The sequence below is a fragment of the Mesorhizobium sp. WSM4846 genome, from assembly GCF_055811415.1.
Map to the genome: position 1 here is coordinate 19,685 of NZ_JBVVPZ010000031.1, position 18,996 is coordinate 38,680.

22 protein-coding genes are annotated in these 18,996 nt (G+C 64.5%); 13 read left to right on the plus strand and 9 right to left on the minus strand.

The genetic code is table 11. The features are described 5' to 3' along the window. Genes AC0L15_RS22925 through AC0L15_RS22950 form a run of 6 tightly spaced genes read left to right on the plus strand, consistent with a single transcriptional unit; the run spans position 1 to position 6,471 of the window. Positions 1-990, plus strand: coding sequence for a TIM barrel protein (locus AC0L15_RS22925; RefSeq protein WP_473497177.1), 990 nt, complete (start codon positions 1-3; stop codon positions 988-990). A 37-nt stretch (positions 991-1,027) separates the two neighbouring features. Then, complete coding sequence (locus AC0L15_RS22930; protein WP_287249630.1) at positions 1,028-2,086, plus strand: sugar ABC transporter substrate-binding protein; 1,059 nt, start codon at positions 1,028-1,030, stop codon at positions 2,084-2,086. 58 nt (positions 2,087-2,144) lie between these two features. Further along, the gene (locus tag AC0L15_RS22935; RefSeq protein ID WP_287249632.1) at positions 2,145-3,698 is read left to right on the plus strand and encodes a sugar ABC transporter ATP-binding protein; all 1,554 of its coding nucleotides are present in this window, start codon (positions 2,145-2,147) and stop codon (positions 3,696-3,698) included. Then, the gene (locus AC0L15_RS22940; protein ID WP_023799047.1) at positions 3,695-4,672 is read left to right on the plus strand and encodes an ABC transporter permease; all 978 of its coding nucleotides are present in this window, start codon (positions 3,695-3,697) and stop codon (positions 4,670-4,672) included. The genes AC0L15_RS22935 and AC0L15_RS22940 overlap by 4 nt, the downstream gene beginning before the upstream one ends. Beyond that, positions 4,669-5,547 carry a MurR/RpiR family transcriptional regulator gene (locus AC0L15_RS22945; RefSeq protein WP_091598869.1) on the plus strand — a complete coding sequence of 293 codons (879 nt, stop codon included), beginning with the start codon at positions 4,669-4,671 and terminating at the stop codon, positions 5,545-5,547. Before AC0L15_RS22940 ends, AC0L15_RS22945 begins: the two co-directional genes overlap by 4 nt. A gap of 33 nt (positions 5,548-5,580) precedes the next feature. Then, entirely contained in the window at positions 5,581-6,471 is an 891-nt protein-coding gene (locus AC0L15_RS22950; RefSeq protein ID WP_287249649.1) for a ribokinase, read from the plus strand. Between the two features lie 317 nt (positions 6,472-6,788). On the opposite strand, the gene AC0L15_RS22955 is transcribed toward AC0L15_RS22950, so the two are convergent. Both AC0L15_RS22955 and AC0L15_RS22960 read right to left on the minus strand, forming a co-directional pair. Continuing rightward, the gene (locus AC0L15_RS22955; protein WP_023799044.1) at positions 6,789-7,325 is read right to left on the minus strand and encodes an Hsp20/alpha crystallin family protein; all 537 of its coding nucleotides are present in this window, start codon (positions 7,323-7,325) and stop codon (positions 6,789-6,791) included. Positions 7,326-7,383: 58 nt separating this feature from the next. Next, on the minus strand, positions 7,384-7,848 hold the full coding sequence (locus tag AC0L15_RS22960; RefSeq protein ID WP_128171064.1) for an Hsp20 family protein: 465 nt from the start codon (positions 7,846-7,848) through the stop codon (positions 7,384-7,386). 245 nt (positions 7,849-8,093) lie between these two features. On the opposite strand from AC0L15_RS22960, the gene AC0L15_RS22965 reads away from it, so the two are divergent. Next, the gene (locus AC0L15_RS22965; RefSeq protein WP_023799042.1) at positions 8,094-8,312 is read left to right on the plus strand and encodes a hypothetical protein; all 219 of its coding nucleotides are present in this window, start codon (positions 8,094-8,096) and stop codon (positions 8,310-8,312) included. 175 nt (positions 8,313-8,487) lie between these two features. Continuing rightward, positions 8,488-8,718: a DUF982 domain-containing protein gene (locus tag AC0L15_RS22970; protein WP_473497194.1), complete on the plus strand. Its 231-nt coding sequence runs from the start codon at positions 8,488-8,490 to the stop codon at positions 8,716-8,718. 113 nt (positions 8,719-8,831) lie between these two features. On the opposite strand, the gene AC0L15_RS22975 is transcribed toward AC0L15_RS22970, so the two are convergent. After that, entirely contained in the window at positions 8,832-9,119 is a 288-nt protein-coding gene (locus tag AC0L15_RS22975; protein WP_091598882.1) for an usg protein, read from the minus strand. Between the two features lie 375 nt (positions 9,120-9,494). Here AC0L15_RS22975 and AC0L15_RS22980 point away from each other — a divergent pair, with 375 nt between their 5' ends. From AC0L15_RS22980 to AC0L15_RS22995, 4 genes are all read left to right on the plus strand, one after another. After that, positions 9,495-9,812 (plus strand): co-chaperone GroES, encoded by a 318-nt coding sequence (locus AC0L15_RS22980; RefSeq protein WP_023799038.1) that lies wholly within the window; start codon positions 9,495-9,497, stop codon positions 9,810-9,812. A 57-nt stretch (positions 9,813-9,869) separates the two neighbouring features. Beyond that, on the plus strand, positions 9,870-11,498 hold the full coding sequence (gene groL / locus AC0L15_RS22985) for a chaperonin GroEL (protein ID WP_287249653.1): 1,629 nt from the start codon (positions 9,870-9,872) through the stop codon (positions 11,496-11,498). A gap of 35 nt (positions 11,499-11,533) precedes the next feature. Next, positions 11,534-11,815, plus strand: a complete 282-nt coding sequence (locus tag AC0L15_RS22990; protein WP_287249654.1) for a hypothetical protein — start codon at positions 11,534-11,536, stop codon at positions 11,813-11,815. A 62-nt stretch (positions 11,816-11,877) separates the two neighbouring features. Next, positions 11,878-12,195, plus strand: coding sequence for a DUF982 domain-containing protein (locus AC0L15_RS22995; RefSeq protein ID WP_287249657.1), 318 nt, complete (start codon positions 11,878-11,880; stop codon positions 12,193-12,195). A 111-nt stretch (positions 12,196-12,306) separates the two neighbouring features. Here the strand turns inward: AC0L15_RS22995 and AC0L15_RS23000 are convergent, their stop codons facing one another. From AC0L15_RS23000 to AC0L15_RS23025, 6 genes are all read right to left on the minus strand, one after another. After that, on the minus strand, positions 12,307-12,624 hold the full coding sequence (locus AC0L15_RS23000) for an endonuclease domain-containing protein (protein WP_287249659.1): 318 nt from the start codon (positions 12,622-12,624) through the stop codon (positions 12,307-12,309). Positions 12,625-12,919: 295 nt separating this feature from the next. Then, positions 12,920-13,936, minus strand: a complete 1,017-nt coding sequence (locus AC0L15_RS23005; protein WP_023799033.1) for an ABC transporter permease — start codon at positions 13,934-13,936, stop codon at positions 12,920-12,922. Next, complete coding sequence (locus tag AC0L15_RS23010; RefSeq protein WP_287249662.1) at positions 13,933-15,504, minus strand: sugar ABC transporter ATP-binding protein; 1,572 nt, start codon at positions 15,502-15,504, stop codon at positions 13,933-13,935. Before AC0L15_RS23010 ends, AC0L15_RS23005 begins: the two co-directional genes overlap by 4 nt. A 221-nt stretch (positions 15,505-15,725) precedes the next feature. Further along, on the minus strand, positions 15,726-16,676 hold the full coding sequence (locus AC0L15_RS23015) for a substrate-binding domain-containing protein (protein WP_287249704.1): 951 nt from the start codon (positions 16,674-16,676) through the stop codon (positions 15,726-15,728). A 171-nt stretch (positions 16,677-16,847) separates the two neighbouring features. Next, on the minus strand, positions 16,848-17,063 hold the full coding sequence (locus AC0L15_RS23020; RefSeq protein ID WP_287249706.1) for an EamA family transporter: 216 nt from the start codon (positions 17,061-17,063) through the stop codon (positions 16,848-16,850). 35 nt (positions 17,064-17,098) lie between these two features. Further along, the gene (locus AC0L15_RS23025) at positions 17,099-17,305 is read right to left on the minus strand and encodes a hypothetical protein (protein ID WP_128171069.1); all 207 of its coding nucleotides are present in this window, start codon (positions 17,303-17,305) and stop codon (positions 17,099-17,101) included. A 232-nt stretch (positions 17,306-17,537) separates the two neighbouring features. Between AC0L15_RS23025 and AC0L15_RS23030 the strand changes: the two genes are divergently transcribed. Next, positions 17,538-18,977 carry a LuxR C-terminal-related transcriptional regulator gene (locus AC0L15_RS23030; protein ID WP_287249663.1) on the plus strand — a complete coding sequence of 480 codons (1,440 nt, stop codon included), beginning with the start codon at positions 17,538-17,540 and terminating at the stop codon, positions 18,975-18,977. Positions 18,978-18,996: the final 19 nt, after the last annotated feature.

Consider the following 18,996-nt stretch of genomic DNA (forward strand, 5'->3'; position numbering starts at 1 on the left):
ATGACAGCCAGTCGTTTCGCCACACGCCTCAATTCCTTTGCCTCGCGGCCACACGCCGAATGGCCGGATCTTGTCGGCAAGCCGTCCATGCTGCAGATGGCGGCGCGTGCGGCGAAGGTTGCGGGGCTGACCGACCTTGACCTCAACTTTCCCGATCATGTCGAGGAAAAACCTGCGGAAATGACACAAAAACTCGGCGATCTCGGGCTTTCCATCAATGGTTTCGCCATGCGCTACTACTCCAATCCGGCCTTCAAGCTCGGCGCCTTCACCAATCCGGATCCGGCAGTTCGCCGCGAAGCCATCGACCTGACCAAGGCGGGCATCGACGCCGCACGTGAGGCGGGGGCCAATCTGATGACGCTGTGGCTTGGCCAGGATGGCTTCGACTATGCTTTCCAGGCCGATTACGCGACGCTGTGGCAACACGAAATAGATGGGATTCGTGAAGTGGCAGCGCATGATCCCGACTGCGAGATCAGCCTGGAGTACAAGCCCAACGAGCCGCGCTCCTACAGCCTGATGCCCGACGCGGCGACGACATTGCTGGCGATCCGCGAGATCGGCCTGCCCAATCTCGGCGTGACGCTCGATTTCGCCCATGTGCTCTATGCCGACGAGCAGCCGGCCTTTGCCGCGGCACTCGTGGCGCGCCACAGCAAGCTCTTGGGCGTGCATCTCAACGACGGCTACGCCAAGCGCGACGACGGCCTGATGGTCGGCGCGGTGCATACGCTGCAGACGATCGAGCTGCTTAGGCAGATCCGCCGCGACGGCTACGCCGGCGCCATCTACTTCGACACATTTCCCGACATGACCGGGCTCGATCCGATCCACGAATGCGAAGTCAACATCGCCACCGTTAAGCGCATGCTGCGCGTCGTCGAGCGGCTGGAAAGGGACAACCGCCTGTCCACCGCCATCGACCGCCAGGACGCGGTCGCGTCGCAAGCCATCATCCAGGAAGCCATGCTCGGGCCGGACAGCTGACGCGGGCGCCATCAACGTTCAAGAAGGGAGGAAGACCATGAAATTTCTGCTTGCCACCGCCACCGCTGCGCTCATGGCGCTGTCCATCGGCTCGGCCTTTTCCGCGGACCTCGTGCCGCTCAATTCCGATACCGAGAAGGACCGCATCGACTGGTCGCAGCTCGAGGCCAAGTTCGGCGCGTTTCCCAAGCTGCCCGACGGCACCAGGGCGGGCGCCGTCTCCAAGACGCTGACCAACGAATACTGGCGCTCGCTGGGTGAGGGCTACAAGTCGTTGGGCGATCGCGTCGGCGTGCCGGTCATCTACCAGGCGGCGCAGAGCGAGGGCGACCAGCTCGGCCAGCTGACCATCGCTGAAGGCCTGGTCACGCAGGGCTACAACGTGCTGCTCGTCTCGCCGCAGACCGACTCCAACCTGCAGCCGATCATGGAACAGGCCAAGGCCGCCAACGTGCCGGTGGTCAACGTTAATGACGCGGTCATCCCGCAGGCTGAGCACTATGTCGGCAATGTCCAGCGCGACAATGGCGTGCGCGTCGCCAAATGGTTCATCAAGAACCGGCCGGATGGCGGCAAGGTCGCCATCGTCGAAGGCCAGGCCGGCGTCTATGCCGCCGTCCAGCGCACCGATGGCTTCAAGACCACGATCACCGAGGCCGGCAAGTTCGAGGTCGTCGCCAGCGTGCCCGGCAACTGGGATCGCCAGACCTCCTACGACGCTGCCAGCAACATCCTGCAGCAGCACCCCGATCTGATCGGCTTCTATGCCAACAATGACGGCATGGCGCTGGGCATCGTCGAGGCCGTCAAGGCCGCCGGCTTGCAGGACAAGGTCGCCGTCTTCGGCACCGACGGCATCTCCGACGCCTATGCCTCGATCCGCGCCGGCGAGCTGACCGGCACCGTCGATAGTTTCCCGGTGCTGACCGGCGAGGTGGCGCTGGAATCGGCGCTCCGGCTGGTGGCCGGGCAGAAGCTGCCGCGCGTCGTAGCCACGCCGCAGGCGCTGATCACCAAGGACAATGCCGACCGCTATTCCGGCGCCGGCGAGGCCGTGCGCAAGGCGCTGCTCGAAGACGCGGCGGCGGGCAATTAAGGCAGGTGTGCGGGTGCCGGCCCTTCGGCTGGCGCCCTTTGCCTGGAGAATAGAACCAATGTCTGTCGCGCGGCTGCAATTCGAGGGCATTTCCAAGGTGTTTCCGGCCGTGCGGGCGCTGAGCGATGTGTCCTTTTCGGTCGGCGCCGGCGAAATCCATGGCCTGCTCGGTGAGAACGGCGCCGGCAAATCGACGCTGCTGCGCATCCTGTCGGGGGTCTACAGGCCGACCGCCGGAAGCGTGCTGATCGACGGCAGACCGGTGGCGCTGAACAATCCGGTCGCGGCGCGCGCCGCGGGCGTCGCCATGATCCATCAGGAATTGCAGCAGGTGCCGCATCTCAGCGTCGCCCAGAACATGTTCCTCGGCCATCCGCTGACGCGCGGCGGCATCTTCGTCGCCCGCCGCGAGCAGGAACGCCGCGCCGCGGAAGCCCTTGCCGCCCTCGATCCGACCATCGATCCGGCAGTCCCGCTCGGCAGCCTGAAGGTTGCGCAGCGGCAGATCGTCGAGATCGCCCGGGCGCTGCTCGATCGGGCGCGCGTCGTGGCGATGGACGAGCCGACATCGAGCCTGACGCCGAGCGAGTTCGAGCGGCTGGCCGAAGTCATTGCCGGGCTGGCGCGCGACGGTGTCGCGGTCGTCTATGTCTCGCACAAGCTGGACGAGGTGTTCGGCATCTGCCAGCGCGCCACAATCATGCGCGACGGCGTCGTGGTCGGATCCGTCGATCTGGCGCAAATGTCGGAAAAAGCCGTCGTTTCGATGATGGTCGGCCGCGAGCTCGCCCAGGAACAGCACCGTTCGCACACCTCGAGCGAGGTCAGGCTGAGCGTGCGTGGCCTCGCCTCGACGACAAAAGTCCGTAACGTCTCGTTCGACCTGCACCGCGGCGAGGTGCTGGGCATTGCCGGCCTGGTCGGCTCGGGCCGCACCGAACTGCTGCGGCTGCTGGCCGGCGCCGACCGCGCCTCGTCGGGCAGGGTCGAGATCGACGGCAAGGCGATAAAACTCGCCAATCCGCGCGACGCCATCGCCGCCGGCATCGGCCTGGTGCCGGAGGAGCGCAAGCGCGAAGGCATCGTGCCGCTGCGGTCGATCTCCAGCAATATGGCGCTGGCCTCGATGGGCGTGTTCGCACCGTGCGGCGTCATCGATCACGCCAGGCTGAAACGGGTCGCGGCCGAGAAGATGAAGCGGGTCAATTTGCGCCCGTTCCTGCTCGACCGGCCGATCCGGCTGTTCAGCGGCGGCAACCAGCAGAAGGCGATCATCGGCCGCTGGCTGGCGGCGGGAACGCGCATCCTTTTGTTCGATGAGCCGACGCGCGGCATCGACGTCGGCGCCAAGGCGGAGATCTACCATTTGATCGAGGAGCTCGCCGCCGAAGGCCATTCGGTCGTCGTCGTGTCGTCCGAGCTTCCCGAGGTGATCCGGCTCGCCGACCGCGTGCTGGTCATGCGCGACGGCACGGTCGCCGCCGAACTCGACCGGGCCGATCTCAGCGAACAGGCGATCGCGGCGCACGCCATACCCCAATCGGAGACGCAAAGCCGGCAAGGCGCAAGGCCATCGGGCCGGCAAGGCATAACGGACAGGACCAGCGTATGACTGATGTAACCGAACACACAGCAGCGCGCCCACGGGCTGAATTCCTGCACCGGTTTTCGCTGCGCGACGCCGGCACGCTGATCGGCCTGGTGGTGATCCTCGCCGTCTTCGGCGCGCTGGTCCCGGGCTTCTTTGCCGAGCGCAATTTGATCAACATCCTGCAGCAGTCGAGCATCAACGCCTGCCTGGCGTTGGGCATGACGCTGGTGATCATCTCGGGCGGCATCGATCTGTCGGTCGGGCCGACGGCAGCCCTTTCGGCCGTCATCTCGGCCTCGATGCTGGTTGCCGGCGTGCCGTTTCCGTTGGCCATCGCCGCCGGCTTCGCTATCGGCCTCGTCTGCGGCCTGCTCAACGGCGTGCTCGTCGCCTATGTCGGGCTGCAGCCCTTCATCGTCACGCTGGGAACGCTCAGCACCTACCGGGCGCTGGCGCTGATCTATACCGGCGGCAATCCGGTGCTCGGCCTGCCTGCCGGCTTCCGCGCCATCTTCAACGGCTCGCTGTTCGGATTGCCACTGGCGGTCATCATCGTGGCCGTGGTCGCGCTGATCGCCTGGATCATCCTCAAGAAGACGCCTTTCGGCGAATATCTGCTCGCCGTCGGCGGCAATGAGGAGGCGGCCTACATAGCCGGCGTGCCGATCGCTCGCACCAAGATCGCCGCCTACATGATCTCGGGCCTGCTGGCGGCCCTTGCCGCGCAGATCCTGATCGGACGGCTGGGTGCCGCCGAACCCATTCTCGGCAATCTCTGGGAGCTCGATGCCATCGCCGCGGCGGCCATCGGCGGCGCCTCGCTGATGGGCGGCAAGGGCAGCGTCGTCGGCACCATCCTGGGCGCCGTCATCCTCGGCACCATGCGCAACGGCCTGACGCTGATGAATGTCCAGTCCTTCTATCAGCTCTTGGCAACTGGCCTTATTATCCTCGCCGCGATGCTCATCGATCGCGTGACGAGGGGACGTGGATGACCTTGACCAGCCTGGATCTGAAAGCAGTAGGACCGCGGATCCGCATGATGATGCCGCATTTGACCCCGCTCGAGGCGAAGGTGGTGGAAACCGTGTTCGGACGGCGCGGCTTCGACGAGACCATTCCGCTCAAGCAGATCGCCGAAGAAGCCGGCGTGTCGGAGGCGATGGTGGTGAAGATCGCCAAGAAACTGGGCTTTTCCGGCTATCGCGACTTCCGCACCGCGGTTTACGAATACAGCCGCCTGCCGACCGCCGAAATGCACCAGGAACTGTCGGTCGACGACAGTTCGGCCGAGATCGTCCAAAAAGTGTTCCGCACCTCGATCCAGGCGCTGGAGGAGACGCTGGCGATCCTCGACATGGACGATTTCGACCGCGCCGCCGATCTTTTGTACCGCGCCAGGAACCGCGATTTCTATGGCGTCGGCGGTTCGGCGCAGATCGCGCGCGACGTCTCGCACAAATTCCTGCGCATCGGCATCCGCGCATCCGTCTACGACGATTCGCACATGATGCTGATGTCGGCCTCGCTGCTCGGCGCCGACGACATCGCCGTCGGCTTCTCGCATTCCGGCAACACCAGCGCCGTCATCGATGCCATCCATCTCGCCCGCAAGAGCGGTGCGCGGACGCTGGCGATCACCAATTACGACAACTCGCCGCTGGCCGCCGTCGCCGACATCGTGCTGTGCTCGACCGCGCAGGGCTCGCCATTGATGGGCGAGAACGCGGCGGCGCGCATCGCCCAGCTCAACATTCTCGACGCGCTGTTCGTCGCGGTGGCGCAGCGCGACTACCAGGCGGCGGAGCGCAATCTCGGCCGCACGATGTCGGCGGTGACGTCGAAACGCCGGGACAAGGGCGGTTCATGAAAGATTGGGGCGGCTCATGAAAGATCGGGGCACATGACGGCTCCGCTGGTCACCGTGTTCGGCAGCCTGCATTACGACATCATGGTCGAAGCGCCCGACCGCCCGCGCAAGGGCGAAACCGTAACCGGCCGTGCCTGGCAGCCGAAATGCGGCGGCAAGGGCGGCAACCAGGCGGTCTCGGCGGCGCGGGCCGGCGTGCGCTCGGCAATGATCGGCGCCGTCGGCGATGACGATTTCGGCCGCGCGCTTGTCAGCAATCTCGCGCGCCGCGGCGTCGACAGCCGCTTCGTGCGGGTCGCACCTGGCGCCGGCTCGGGCATGAGCGTGGCGATCTTCGACGCCGGCGGCGATTATGGCGCGGTGATCGTCTCGGGCAGCAATCTCACCTTGGGCGAGAAGGACATCGTGGCCGCGACCGAGATGGTTGCGCAAACGGCGGTGCTGCTGCTGCAGAACGAGGTGCCGGAAGCCGCCAACATTGCCGCAGCGCGGGCGGTGAAGGCGCATGGCGGCCGCGTCGTGCTCAACGCCGCCCCCGCGCGAAAACTGTCCGGCGAATTGATCGCACTCACCGATATCGTCATCGTCAACGCCATCGAGGCGGAATTTTTGGCCGGCGTTGCGGTCGTCGATACGCTCGAGGGTGCTGCCGAGGCGGCACGCATGCTGATCGATTTCTACCCGGCGGCGATCGTCACGGCCGGCGGGGAGGGCGTTGCCTATTGCGGCCGCGACGGGCAGGCGTTCGCGCGGGCCGCCCTTCCGGTGAAGGTGGTCAGCACCCATGGCGCCGGCGACGAGTTCGTCGGCGCGTTCGCGGCAGGCCTTGCCCGCGGGCATCGGGTCGAGGCCGCACTTGCTGCCGCCAACGCCGCCGCGGCCTTGCTGGTCGCCACGCCGGAACGGCAGCGCGAGGCGATCTGAGACGGGTGGCTGCCTCCGCCCGCGATCGTGACACGAAGCGGATGGCGAGGACTTTTCACAGGCCGATAAAGCCGCCAATTGATACGAAAGCCCGCCACCCCAAAGGGATGACGGACTCCGTAGCCTGTGCGCCAGGAACGCCACGGTAGCGACGCTGCTACTCAATGCTCCGTAGATACTCACTATGCGGCCTTCGCACCGTCAGGCGCATCGGCCGAACAAATGAAGCCCGTGCCTTTGGGCGGAGCGCGCGGGCCGATCGGGATGCAGCCCGATCTGCAGCCGGGCGCGGCTGGCGCGTCCGGCTGCCGATGTCGTCAGTGCTTGCTCTTGCCGGGGCTGGCGGCACTGCCACTGATGGCGATGCGCTTGGCTTTCGTCCGTGCGCGCTCCGTCTTGGGCAGCGTCACGGTGAGCACGCCGTTATGGAAGGCGGCGTTCACCTTGTCCTCCTCGACCTCGTAGCCGAGCGGGATGCGGCGCTCGAAGCGGCCGTAGAACCGCTCGGAGAACTGCCTGTCCTTGTCTTCGGTCTCGGAGCGCTTCTCGCCACGCAGCGTCAGCACGCCGTCATCGAGCATCACCTCGACGTCCTTTTCGTCCATGCCGGGAATTTCCGCGGTCACGCGGATCTCCTTCTCGCCGTCGGCGATTTCGACGCTCGGCCAGCTGCCGCGCGCCGACGAAAATCCGCTGAGCATCGGCATGCGCGTTTCGAAGCCGCGGAAGGCGTCGTCGATCAGGCGGTTCATCTCGCGATGCAACGCCATAAACGGGTCGCGGTCCTCGTCACGATAGAAGCTGGGAACCGGACTGTTCTCCCGGCCCCAGGGAATGAGATCACGAATAGCCATTGCTGTTCTCCTTTCTCGACTGGTTGTGTCAAAGGCGAACGCCAGAGATCGCCTTCGCTCAGGCGGCCTGCTTCGGCTTCTCGACCTGTCCGGCCTTCGGCGCGGCGTCTTGCTTGGCGATCGTGATGCGACGCGGCTTCATCTCTTCGGGCACTTGGCGCACGAGGTCGATCGTCAGCAGGCCGTTGTTGAGCGAGGCGCCGGTGACCGTCATGTGATCGGCAAGCTCGAAGCGCCGTGTGAACGGTCGCACCGGAAGGCCGCGATGGAGATATTCCACCTCGTCGTGTTCCTTGCGCTCGCCAGAGACGATGAGAAGGTTCGGCTCGTGGCTGATGTCGAGATCGTTCTCGGAAAAGCCGGCGACGGCGATCCTCACCCGATAGGTGTTCTCGTCGCTTCGCTCGATGTCATAGGGCGGCCAGGTTTCGACTGCCTGCGGCGCGTTCTCCAGCAGGTTGAAGATGCGGTCGAAACCGATGCTCGACCGATAGAGCGGGGAAAAGTCGAATGCGGTTCTCATAGCTACATCCTCCATGGAGCAACATAGTACGAGGGACGCCAAAGAGCTTGGCGCTCCCTGGGTTCTGCCGGTCCCAGTCGGCAACCGGCAATTTTCATTTGGTTATTGTCAGGCCGAAATCAAGACCCAGATTCTGTCCCGCTGCCAGAATTTTTGTTGCCGGATTGTACTGGCCCCGATTCTGCTGGCAATGCCGGTTCAACCGTCGTTTGAGGGTCGCGCCGGCACGCCGCATGGAGGACATCATGACCATGACACGCGACGACATCATTTCGGTGTTGGGCCCGGTCGACGACGCCGTGATCGCCGACATCGCCTCGACCGGCGCGACGATCGAAGAGTTGCGCGAGGCCTTTGCCTGGGTCGGCGCCGATGAGGCGCTGGTCAACGAGGGCCGCCCGCTGCCGTCGGCAAGGGTGGCGACGCTGATCGGACTTCTCGAACCGCCGGACGACGACATATAGCGCCGGGTTTCGGCAAGCAGGGCTGGAGGCAAGTAAGGCTAAGCCGGGGGAGGTCTTGAAGCGTGCAGCTAGACGAACCATCTCGTCAGTCGGGCGCCGATCGGGCCGCCTTCCTGGTTATTCTCAAAAAGAAAAAAGGAGGAAGTGATTAACGACGTCCCAATTCTCCGAGCCGATCACGCTCAAGCTCCAATCCGTCGGAGAGCGCAAGGTCGCCAGCAGCTGGGAAGCCATCGAATGCATGCAGCAATGGCCGGACCGGGCGCGCGGCCGGAGCTGGCGCGCAACCTATCGCGCCTGCGGCGACGCGCTCGACGGCTGGCGCACCGCCCGCGACGCGCGAACCGCCTTCGTCAAGGCGGCGCGCACCGCCGGACTGCTGGTCACGGGACGTAAATCCACCTGAACGCCAATCCACCTGAACGCCAATGAACCTGAAACCGGGGAACCTGAAGCCGGGGCGGACGCGCTGTGCTGCAGAGGCGGCGCCATTCATGAAAAGCGCCGCCTTTTTCTATTTCACTGCAGCGTAATGACGCCGTCCACCGCCCGCCATTCGGAGGGCTGAATCAGACGGTGATGGGCGACGCGCACAGAATGCAGCGGGCCCTCGATCTCACGTTCCCAAAATTCGAGGAAATGCTTCAGCGTCGGGAAATCCGGGGCGATGTCGTATTGCTGCCAGATGAAGAGCTGGAGCAGGTCCCGATAGTCGGGAAGACGATAATGGATCTCTGCCGTCGTCAGGCCAAAACCCTGCATCTGGAGCCGGAACTCGTTGCTGACCTGGAACTCATTACCGACCATGCTCGTCTCCTTTCCGAACGATCAGGCGTCCATCCTCCGCGGGGGAAAACGCTTCCACTTCCTCATCGGTTCCGGCCGCCGGCAGACGGTGCCGGGATCGACGATGATGTCGGAAGGTTGAGCCCCGATTTCAAGCCGCATCCATCGTTTCAAATCCTGGAATAGCGCCATTATTACAGTGCGTATTACGGTGCGTTGGCACTCGACAATGGCGAGTGCTAAAATTTTTTCGGCGTCCTCTTGAAAGGCTGGATAGGCAGACTAATTCGATAGGCGCGTGATGCCTGAGCAGGGGTCGCGCACCGTCGCACCGACCCACTGGTCGGCTGCGAAGGGAGGTCCAAGAAAATCTGTTTGTCCCATGAGGAGAACGACATGGCGTTCCGTCCATTGCATGACCGTATCCTGGTCCGCCGCATCGAGGTCGACGAGAAGACCGCGGGCGGCATCATCATTCCTGACACAGCCAAGGAGAAGCCGCAGGAAGGCGAGGTCATCGCCGCCGGCCCCGGCGCGCGCGACGATAGCGGACAGCTGCAGCCGCTGGACGTCAAGGTCGGCGACCGCATCCTGTTCGGCAAATGGTCGGGCACCGAGATCAAGCTCAATGGCGAGGACCTGCTCATCATGAAGGAAAGCGATGTGCTAGGCGTGATTGAAATGACCGACCAGATAAAAAAGAAGGCCGCCTGAGCGGGGCCTGAACAAGCCATCAGTCAACGTAAGCTGCCTATTTGAAGGAGTTATCCAATGGCTGCCAAGGATGTGAAATTCCATACCGAAGCCCGCGAGAAGATGTTGCGCGGTGTCAACATCCTCGCCGACGCGGTGAAGGTGACGCTCGGTCCCAAGGGCCGCAATGTCATCCTCGACAAGTCATTCGGCGCCCCGCGCATCACCAAGGACGGCGTTACCGTCGCCAAGGAAATCGAACTTGAGGACAAGTTCGAGAACATGGGTGCGCAGATGGTGCGCGAGGTCGCCTCGAAGACCAGCGACGTCGCCGGCGACGGCACGACGACCGCTACCGTTCTGGCGCAGTCGATCGTCCAGGAAGGCGCCAAGGCGGTTGCCGCCGGCATGAACCCGATGGACCTGAAGCGCGGCATCGACAAGGCGGTCGACGCCATCGTCGCCGAACTCAAGGCAAATGCCCGCAAGGTGACAAGGAACGACGAGATCGCCCAGGTCGGCGCCATCTCGGCCAATGGCGATGTGGAGATCGGCCGCTTCCTCGCCGAAGCGATGCAGAAGGTCGGCAATGAGGGCGTCATCACGGTCGAGGAGGCCAAGACCGCCGAGACCGAGCTCGAAGTGGTCGAGGGCATGCAATTCGATCGCGGCTATCTCAGCCCCTATTTCATCACCAACCAGGACAAGATGCGCGTCGAGCTCGAAGAGCCCTATGTGCTGATCCACGAGAAGAAGCTGTCCAACCTGCAGGCCATGCTGCCGGTGCTCGAAGCCGCTGTGCAATCGAGCAAGCCGCTGCTGATCATCGCCGAGGATGTCGAAGGCGAGGCGCTGGCGACGCTGGTCGTCAACAAGCTGCGCGGTGGACTGAAGGTTGCCGCCGTCAAGGCGCCGGGTTTTGGTGACCGCCGCAAGGCGATGCTGGAAGACATTGCCATCCTGACCGGCGGCACGGCAATCAGCGAGGATCTCGGCATCAAGCTCGAAAACGTCACGCTGGAGATGCTCGGCCGCGCCAAGAAGGTGCTGATCGAGAAGGAGAACACCACGATCGTCGACGGTGCCGGCCGCAAGGACGAGATCCAGGCACGCATCAGCCAGATCAAGGCGCAGATCGAGGAGACCACCTCCGACTATGACCGCGAGAAGCTGCAGGAACGGCTGGCCAAGCTCGCCGGCGGCGTCGCCGTCATCCGCGTCGGCGGCTCGACCGAGGTCGAGGTCAAGGAGCGCAAGGACCGCGTCGACGACGCCATGCACGCCACCCGCGCTGCGGTCGAGGAAGGCATACTGCCCGGCGGCGGCGTGGCGCTGCTCAGGGCGGCGAAGGCGCTCGACAATGTCGCCGTCGACAATCCCGACCAGAAGACCGGCGTCGACATCGTGCGTCGCGCCATCGAGCAGCCGGTGCGCCAGATCGCCGAGAATGCCGGTGCGGAAGGTTCGATCATCGTCGGCAAGCTGCGCGAGAAGACCGAATTCGGCTATGGCTGGAACGCCCAGACCAACGAGTTCGGCGATCTCTACGCGCAAGGCGTGATCGACCCGGCCAAGGTGGTGCGCGCCGCTCTGCAGGACGCCGCGTCGGTCGCCGGCCTGCTGGTGACCACCGAGGCGATGGTGGCCGAGAAGCCGAAGAAGGAAGCTGCCGCACCGGCAATGCCCGGTGGCGGCATGGACTACTAAGGTCAGACCTCCAAAGCGAGGCTTCTGAACGGCAGATGGACCGTGTCCGCCAAAGCGGGCACGGTCTTGCCGATCCGGACCAATGCGGAGCAGGTGTTGCCATGGATGTGATGGACAGTTTTGGAAAGATCGCGGCGCCGACCCGCCCGAAGAACGATTTCAACTATGAATCCGATTGCAGGGCGGCGCTGGCGCCCTTGGTCGACGGCTTGCTGGATATGGCCGAGCAGGCCGGCTGGGATCGCCGCAAGGCGGCCTATACGCTGATGTTCCTGTCGGCCCAACGCGTCGGGGCCGGCCAGGAGGAGCGTAAATGATTGCCGCGCAGGCGCGCATGCCTGCGCCTGTTGGAGACAGTTGAACCGGAAAGGAGAGTGTCATGGACCGTTCTTCTTTTGAAAAGCCGGTCACCATCCTGACCGGCCTCGGCACGCCGACCAGGATAGAAAGCGCGGCTGAGGCCTATGCGCTGCTTGCCGACTGGCCGCGGGCGAGCCGGACGGCCGCGCATGACATCGCCGCCAAAGCCTGCCGGGCGGCGATGGACGGAGAGATCGACGCCGAGACGGCGCGGGCGACCTTCGTGGCGTTCGCCCGCCGCAACGATCTTCTCGCGCCGCTGACGAGTTCTACCGTTGCCGGCGGGACAGTCATCGATTGGGCAACGCGTTCGCAGCGTCTCAACGCACCGGCATGAACGCGGCTTTTCCCCAAGTTGGAGAATGGCGAAAGCCGCAGCAACATCCAATCTCCCCCTTGAGGGGGTACTGCCCCGCCAGCGTTGCGCGATCAGCTCCGCGACCAACACTCAACGCATCTCTGCGCCTGCCAGGCCGGCCACGATCACGATGTGCTGGCAGACATTGTCGATGTCGCGAATGACGTCGTCGGTCCAGAAACGCAGGATGGTCCAGCCAGTCGCCTCCAACCTCGAGCTTCTGTAAGCATCCGATGCCGAGGCTTCGGCCTGAGCGTGCTGGGAGCCGTCGAGTTCGACGATCAGCTTTTTGTCCGGACAGGCAAAATCGACAATGTAGCCGGCTATCGGCATCTGTCGCCGAAACGCCAATCCCATGAGACGGTGCGCCCTGATCTCGTTCCAGAGCTTCAGCTCGGCGTCCGTCATGGTCTTGCATCTTGCTCGCATTGCCGCGGTTGTTCGGAGGTACGTGATAGTGGTTCACTGCTTCTATTCCCTCCGCGCGAAACTTGCCTATCCCTATGCGCCGCGCTTGAACACCCCCCTCTGTCCTGCCGGACATCTCCCCCTCAAGGGGAGAGATTGGCAGCTTCGCCGGTAGCGCTTCTTCTGAGATTGGCGAAAGGCGAAGCGACATCCAATCTCCCCCTTGAGAGGGGAGATGTCCGGTAGGACAGAGGGGGTACTGTCCCGCCGACCTAGGTCTGTATTGCCCCTCGGACTACCGCCTTACCCGCGATTTCAGCCAGCGGTCGAAGGCCACGGCGAGGATCAGGATCAGGCCGATGACGATGCTTTGCGTGTAGGACGAGACGTTGTTGAACTGCAGCCCGTTCTGCAGCACGCCGATCAGTGCCGCACCCACCACCGTGCCGCCGACCGAGCCAATGCCGCCGAACAGCGAGGTGCCGCCGATGACCACCGCCGAGATCACGGTCAGCTCGTAGCCGATGCCGGCGACGGCTTCCGAGGAATTGAGCCTGGCCGATAGCACGAAGGCGGCAAGGCCGGCGAAGAAGCCGACGATGATGTAGACCGAGATCAGGATGCGGTCGACGCGCAGGCCGGACAGCCGCGCCGCCTCGGCATTGCCGCCGACGGCGTAGACGGCGCGGCCGTAGCGCGTGTAGCGCAGGACGATGTGGCAGAGGATCGCCGCCGCCGCGAAGATGATCGCCGGCACCGGCACCGGGCCGATCAGCCCGGTGCCGAACCAGCGCATCGAAGCGTCGAAGCCGGAGATCGGGCCGCCATTGGAGATCGTCAGCGTCAGGCCGCGAAAGACGGTGAGGCCGCCGAGCGTGACGACGAAGGGCGGCACTTTCAGCCGGGTGATGGCAAAGCCCTGGACGCCGCCGGCCAGGGCGCCGACGACGACGGCAGCCAGAAGGGCGGCGAACCAGCCATAGCCTTGTGCGCCGGACGTCGACAGCGACAGCGTGTTGGCGGTGCCGCCCTTGGCCACCACCGCCGCGACCATGCCGCAGAAAGCCAGCAGCGAGCCGACCGACAGGTCGATGCCGGCGGTGAGGATGACGAAGGTCATGCCGAGCGCGATCAGCCCGGTGATTGAGATCTGCCGCATGATGTTGAAGATGTTGATCGGGTCGATGAAGCTCGGCTTCAGCACGGTGAAGACGACGATCAGCAGCGCCAGGAACATGAGCGGTCCGAAGCTCATCAGCAGGCGCGCGACATTGATGCCGCCGCGCTGGCTCTGTTCGGTCGTGCTGGTCATTGCGTCGCTTCCTGCGTTTGATCGAGCGCCATCAGTTCCATCAGTTTTTCCTCGGTCGCCTCGATGCCTGGCATCTCGCCGGTGATGCGGCCGCGCCGCATGGTGACGATCCTGTCCGACACCGCAAGCACTTCGGGCAATTCCGACGAGATCATCATGATGGCGATGCCGCGCCCGGCGAGCTGCACCAGGATCTGGTGCACCTCGGCCTTGGCGCCGACATCGACGCCTCGCGTCGGCTCGTCGACGATCAGCACCTTGGGGTCGCGCGCAAGCCAGCGGGCGAGGATCACCTTCTGCTGGTTGCCGCCGGACAGCCCCTCGATGGGCTGCTCGGGCGAGGCCATGCGGATCGACAGCGTTTTTCTGTAGCTCGCCAGCGCCTGGCGCTCGCGGCGCTCGGCCATGAAGCCGAGAGCGTTGGAGTAGCGGCCGAGCGCTGCGACGGAAAAGTTCGTGAGAATGCCGAGCGCGGCGAAGATCGCCTGATGCTTGCGGTCTTCCGGCACCAGGCCGATGCCGAGGGCGATGGCGTCGGCGGGTGTTTCAGGCGCGATCGTCTTGCCGTCGAGGGTGATGGTGGCGGCGGCGATGCGGTCGGCGCCGAAGATGGCGCGGGCAAGCTCGGTGCGGCCGGAGCCGACGAGGCCGGCGACGCCGAGGATCTCGCCCGCCTTGAGGTCGAGATCGATGCCTTCGAGCACGATGGCGTGCGGCGCCTGCGGATCGCGCACCGTGCGCAGGCCGCGCACGGAAAGCCTGACGTCGCCGGCGACATCGCGCAGCGTCGGCCTGGCATAAAGCTCGGACGCGGCGCGGCCGACCATTTTCTCGATGATTTTCGGCAGCTTGATCGGCCCGCCATCGCGGTCGAGATGGCCGGCCAGCCTGCCGTCGCGCAGCACCGTCATGCGGTCGCAGATCGCGGAGGCCTCTTCCAGCCGGTGGGTGACGAACATGATGGCGACGCCGTCCTTGCGCAGCCGGCCCATGATCGACATCAGTTTTTGCACTTCGGTTTCGGTCAGCGCCGAGGTCGGCTCGTCCATGATGATGAGCCGGCTCTTCAGCGACAGCGCGCGGGCGATCTCGACCAGCTGCTGCTCGGCCACCGACAGCGCAGACACCGGCGTCGCCGGGTCGAGGTCAAGGCCGACGCGGGCGATGATCGCGCGCGAGTCTACCTCCATCTTCCGCCAGCTGACCAGGCCGAAGCGCCCGAGCGGCGCGCGGCCGATAAAAATATTCTCCGCCACGGTCAGCGTCGGGATCAGGCTCAGTTCCTGGTAGATGGTGACGATGCCGAGGCGCTTGGCATCCTGCGGATTGTGCGGATTGAATTCGACGCCGTCGAAGACGATGCGGCCGCTGGACGGCGGCATCACGCCGGACAGGATCTTGAGCAGCGTCGACTTGCCGGCGCCGTTCTCGCCGAGCAGGCCGAGGATTTCGCCGGGCCGAACCTCGAGCGAGACATCGCTCAGCGCGGTGACGCCGGCAAAACGCTTGGTCACGCCCTCGACGGCGAGGAGGGGGGTATTGGGCGACGCAGTGGCTTCGGCTGGCAAAAGCTTTTCCCTCGATGCAGTTGTTCACGCCGCGCTTGAACACCCCTCTGTCCTGCCGGACATCTCCCCCTCAAGGGGGAGATCGGATGTCATGGCCGCTTTCGCTAAGCTTTGGCGTTGAAGAAAGGGCGACGCGTTGAAACTGCCAATCTCCCCCCCTTGAGGGGGAGATGGCCGGCAGGCCAGAGGGGGGTGCTGTCCCACCGGCCTCGCCAATTGGCCTACTTCGTTTCGCCCAGCCTTTCCGCCTTGTCGAGATTGTCTTTGCCGATGACGATCGGCGTCAGCAGCACAAGCTTTTCCTTCGGCTCGGTCTTGTCCCTGGCATAGGCGACGGCGATCTGCACCGCAGTGCGCGACTGCTCGCCGGGGAACTGTTCGACGGTGCCGGCCAGCTTGCCGTCGCGCACGGCGACCAGCGCTTCGGGAAGCGCATCGAAGCCGTAGATCTTGACGTCGGTGAAGTTGCGCGCCGCGCAGGCTTCGACCGCGCCCAGCGCCATGTCGTCATTGGCGCAGATGATCGCGTCGGGCTTGCCGTTGGCGGCCAGGCCGGCCTCGGTGACCGAGAGCGCCTCGGCGCGGGCGAAATTGGCGGTCTGCTCGAAGATGATCTGGTACTTGTCCTTCATCGGGTCGAGAACGTTGTGCACGCCCTTGTTGCGGTCGATCGCCGGCCCGGCACCTGGCTGGCCCTGCAGATGGAAGATCTTGGCGCCGTTCGGGAAAGCCGCCACCATGGCCTGCGCTTCGGCCTCGCCGCCCTTGACGTTGTCGGCGCCGACATGGGCGAGGATGCCTTCGACCCCGTCGACGCGGCGGTCGATGGTGACGACGGGGACGCCGGCCTGGATCGCTTGCTCGATGGCCGGGGCCAGCGCGTTGACGTCGAGTGGCGAGATGACGATGGCGTTGACCTTCTGCACGAGCGCTGCCTCGATATCGGCGGTCTGCTTGGGCGCCGAGTTCTGGCCGTCGCTTTCGACAAGACTGACGCCCTGCGCCTGAGCTTCCGCCTTGATCTGGTTCAGCATGTGCACGAAGAACGGAAAGCCGAGGCTCGGCACCGAACCAAGAATGGTCAGCTTGTCCTGGGCGAAAGCCAGTTGCGGAGCGGCCAGCGCCATCGTGCCCATCGCCACGGACGACAGCAGGAATTCACGTCTGTTGATCAATTTAGTCTCCTCCCACATGAGCGCATGAACCCGAAAACCGGTTCCGGTTTCCGAAAATTCCTGCGTCGATCCAGAAATGGAGTGTCCTTTGAGCGCCCAAGGGGACGCAACGGCGCTCCAGCCGGTCCACCGCGACGTTCTCCTCCGCTCGGCGCCGGCGGGCGGATGCTAGCCAAGGCCGGAGATTTGCGCAAGAACGGGCGGATCCGACACAGGGCCGCGTGATGCCAACGCCGCCGATGCGGGCGCGGCCATGAGCCCCGCGATCAGGCAGCGCATGTCCACGGCGCTGAGCGGATCGAGATGATCCAGCACAGTCTTCTGCGCAACATTGCCGAAACCCCAAAAGGCAGCAGCAAGCAGAAGCAGACAGTTGGCCTGCACCAAAGCTTGCGCCGCAAAGGGCGGATCGCTGGTTGCTAGCGGGCGGCGAGCTTGTCCCACCGCTTGCAATACAGGCGCACGCCGACGGGCATGATCTCATAGCCGGCGTCATTCAACTGGAGCTTCATCTCCTCGAAATGCCGCTTTGAGCCGCTGACGATCGATTCAGGCGTGTAGTCCCAGCCGTTGCGGGCGGCATTGGCCAGGATGTCGGCATAGAGGCGCATGCTCGTGATTTTCACATCCGATTCCAGCACCTGCCTGCATCCTCTAGCGAACGACGGCGACTGGGCGGCGGAAAAACTCAAGATCGTGCATGCCAGCATTATCGAAACAGTACGCATGGAAACCTCCCCCGGATTGCCGCTTTTTGCGGCAAACGACCTTGCAATTTGTGCGCCTGCGACGGGATCGGGCAGATGCAGTATTCGGCCTCCTGCATTTGTAGTATTCTGTCCTGGGACGGGTTCCACCATGACGGTCAATGACGCTTCGAAAGCGCAGACGCTCGATGCCTTGTCGGGTCGCGAGCGCGCGGTCGCGGAAAAATTCGCAACCGGCATGACCTATCGCGAAATCGGCAATGCACTTTTCATTGCCCCGACCACTGTTCGCACCCACCTTGCGGCCATCTACGAAAAACTTGGCGTGCGCACCAAGATCGGACTCGCGGCGTATTTTGCCGGCGCTTCCGGCGCTCGGCCGGGCGGGCAGTCAGCCCCGTCGGACGCTCCGCCGGTGCTCGCCATATTTCCGATTGAATGCCTGAATTCCGAAGAGCGCTGGCGCCGCTTTGCCGACGGCCTGTCGTCAGACATCACCATCAACCTGGCGCGATACGCTGGCTTGCCTGTCATCGCGTTCCACACGATGAAATCGCTGGGCAGCAAGCCGGCCGATTTCGCGGCGGACGGCAAGGCGCTCGGCGCCACCTATTTCGTATCGGGCCAGTTGCGTGCGGACGACCAGAGGATTCGCTTGACGATAGAGCTTGCCGATGCCCGTAGCGGCGTCGACCTGTGGAGGGAGCGTTACGACCGCCCGGCCGAGGACATTTTCGCGCTGCAGGACAGCCTGGCCGAAAGCATCATCAACGTGTTCGCCGGCAGTTACGGAACGCTGGCCACGGTCGGCCGCAATGCGGCTCGCCGCAAGCCACCGGCCAGCTTGCGGGCCTATGATTTTTATCTGCTTGCGGTCGAACAGCACACCACGTTCAGCCGCGCCGGCAATGCCGAGGCGATCCGCTTGTTTTCGCGCGCGCTGGAGCTTGATCCTACCTTCGCCAACTGCTGGGCCGAACTCGCCTACGCCTATTCGATCGAGGCCTGCAACGGCTTTGGCGACGACCTGCTGACGTCGATCGAGAACTGGCGGATCACGGCCGAAAACGCCTTGCGCCTCGACCCGACGGACAGCTGCGCCCACGCATGCCTTGGCAATGTCAGGGCATGCCTTGGCGATCTCGAAGGAGCGGAGCGCGCGCACCGGCGGGCTCTCGAATACGGCTCCAACCACGCCGGCATACTGCTGCTGCTGGCCGGCAGCAAAGCGCTTGTCGCCGGCGATCCAGCCGAGGCGATCCCGCTCATCGAGCGTGCCATGCGCCTCAATCCATTGGCCCCGCACTGGTATTTCGGCATGCAAGGCCGCATCCTGTTTGCCGCCGGCAGGCATCGGGAAGCTGTCGCGGCGCTCCGCAGGAGTTCGCCGGAGTCGCCGGACGTGCTGATGTTCCTGGCGCTTTCGCATGCGGCCATGGGCGAGACCGGCGAGGCGGCGCGCGCCGTGGCCCGCTTGAGAGCCGAATTTCCAGGCTTTTCGGTCGAACGCTTCATCGCAGGCTATCCGGTGACCAACCGGGACGCCTTGCTTGCCATCCGCCACGCTGCCGAGCTGGCGAAGCTGGCGTAGGCAAGTTGAAAAATTGACA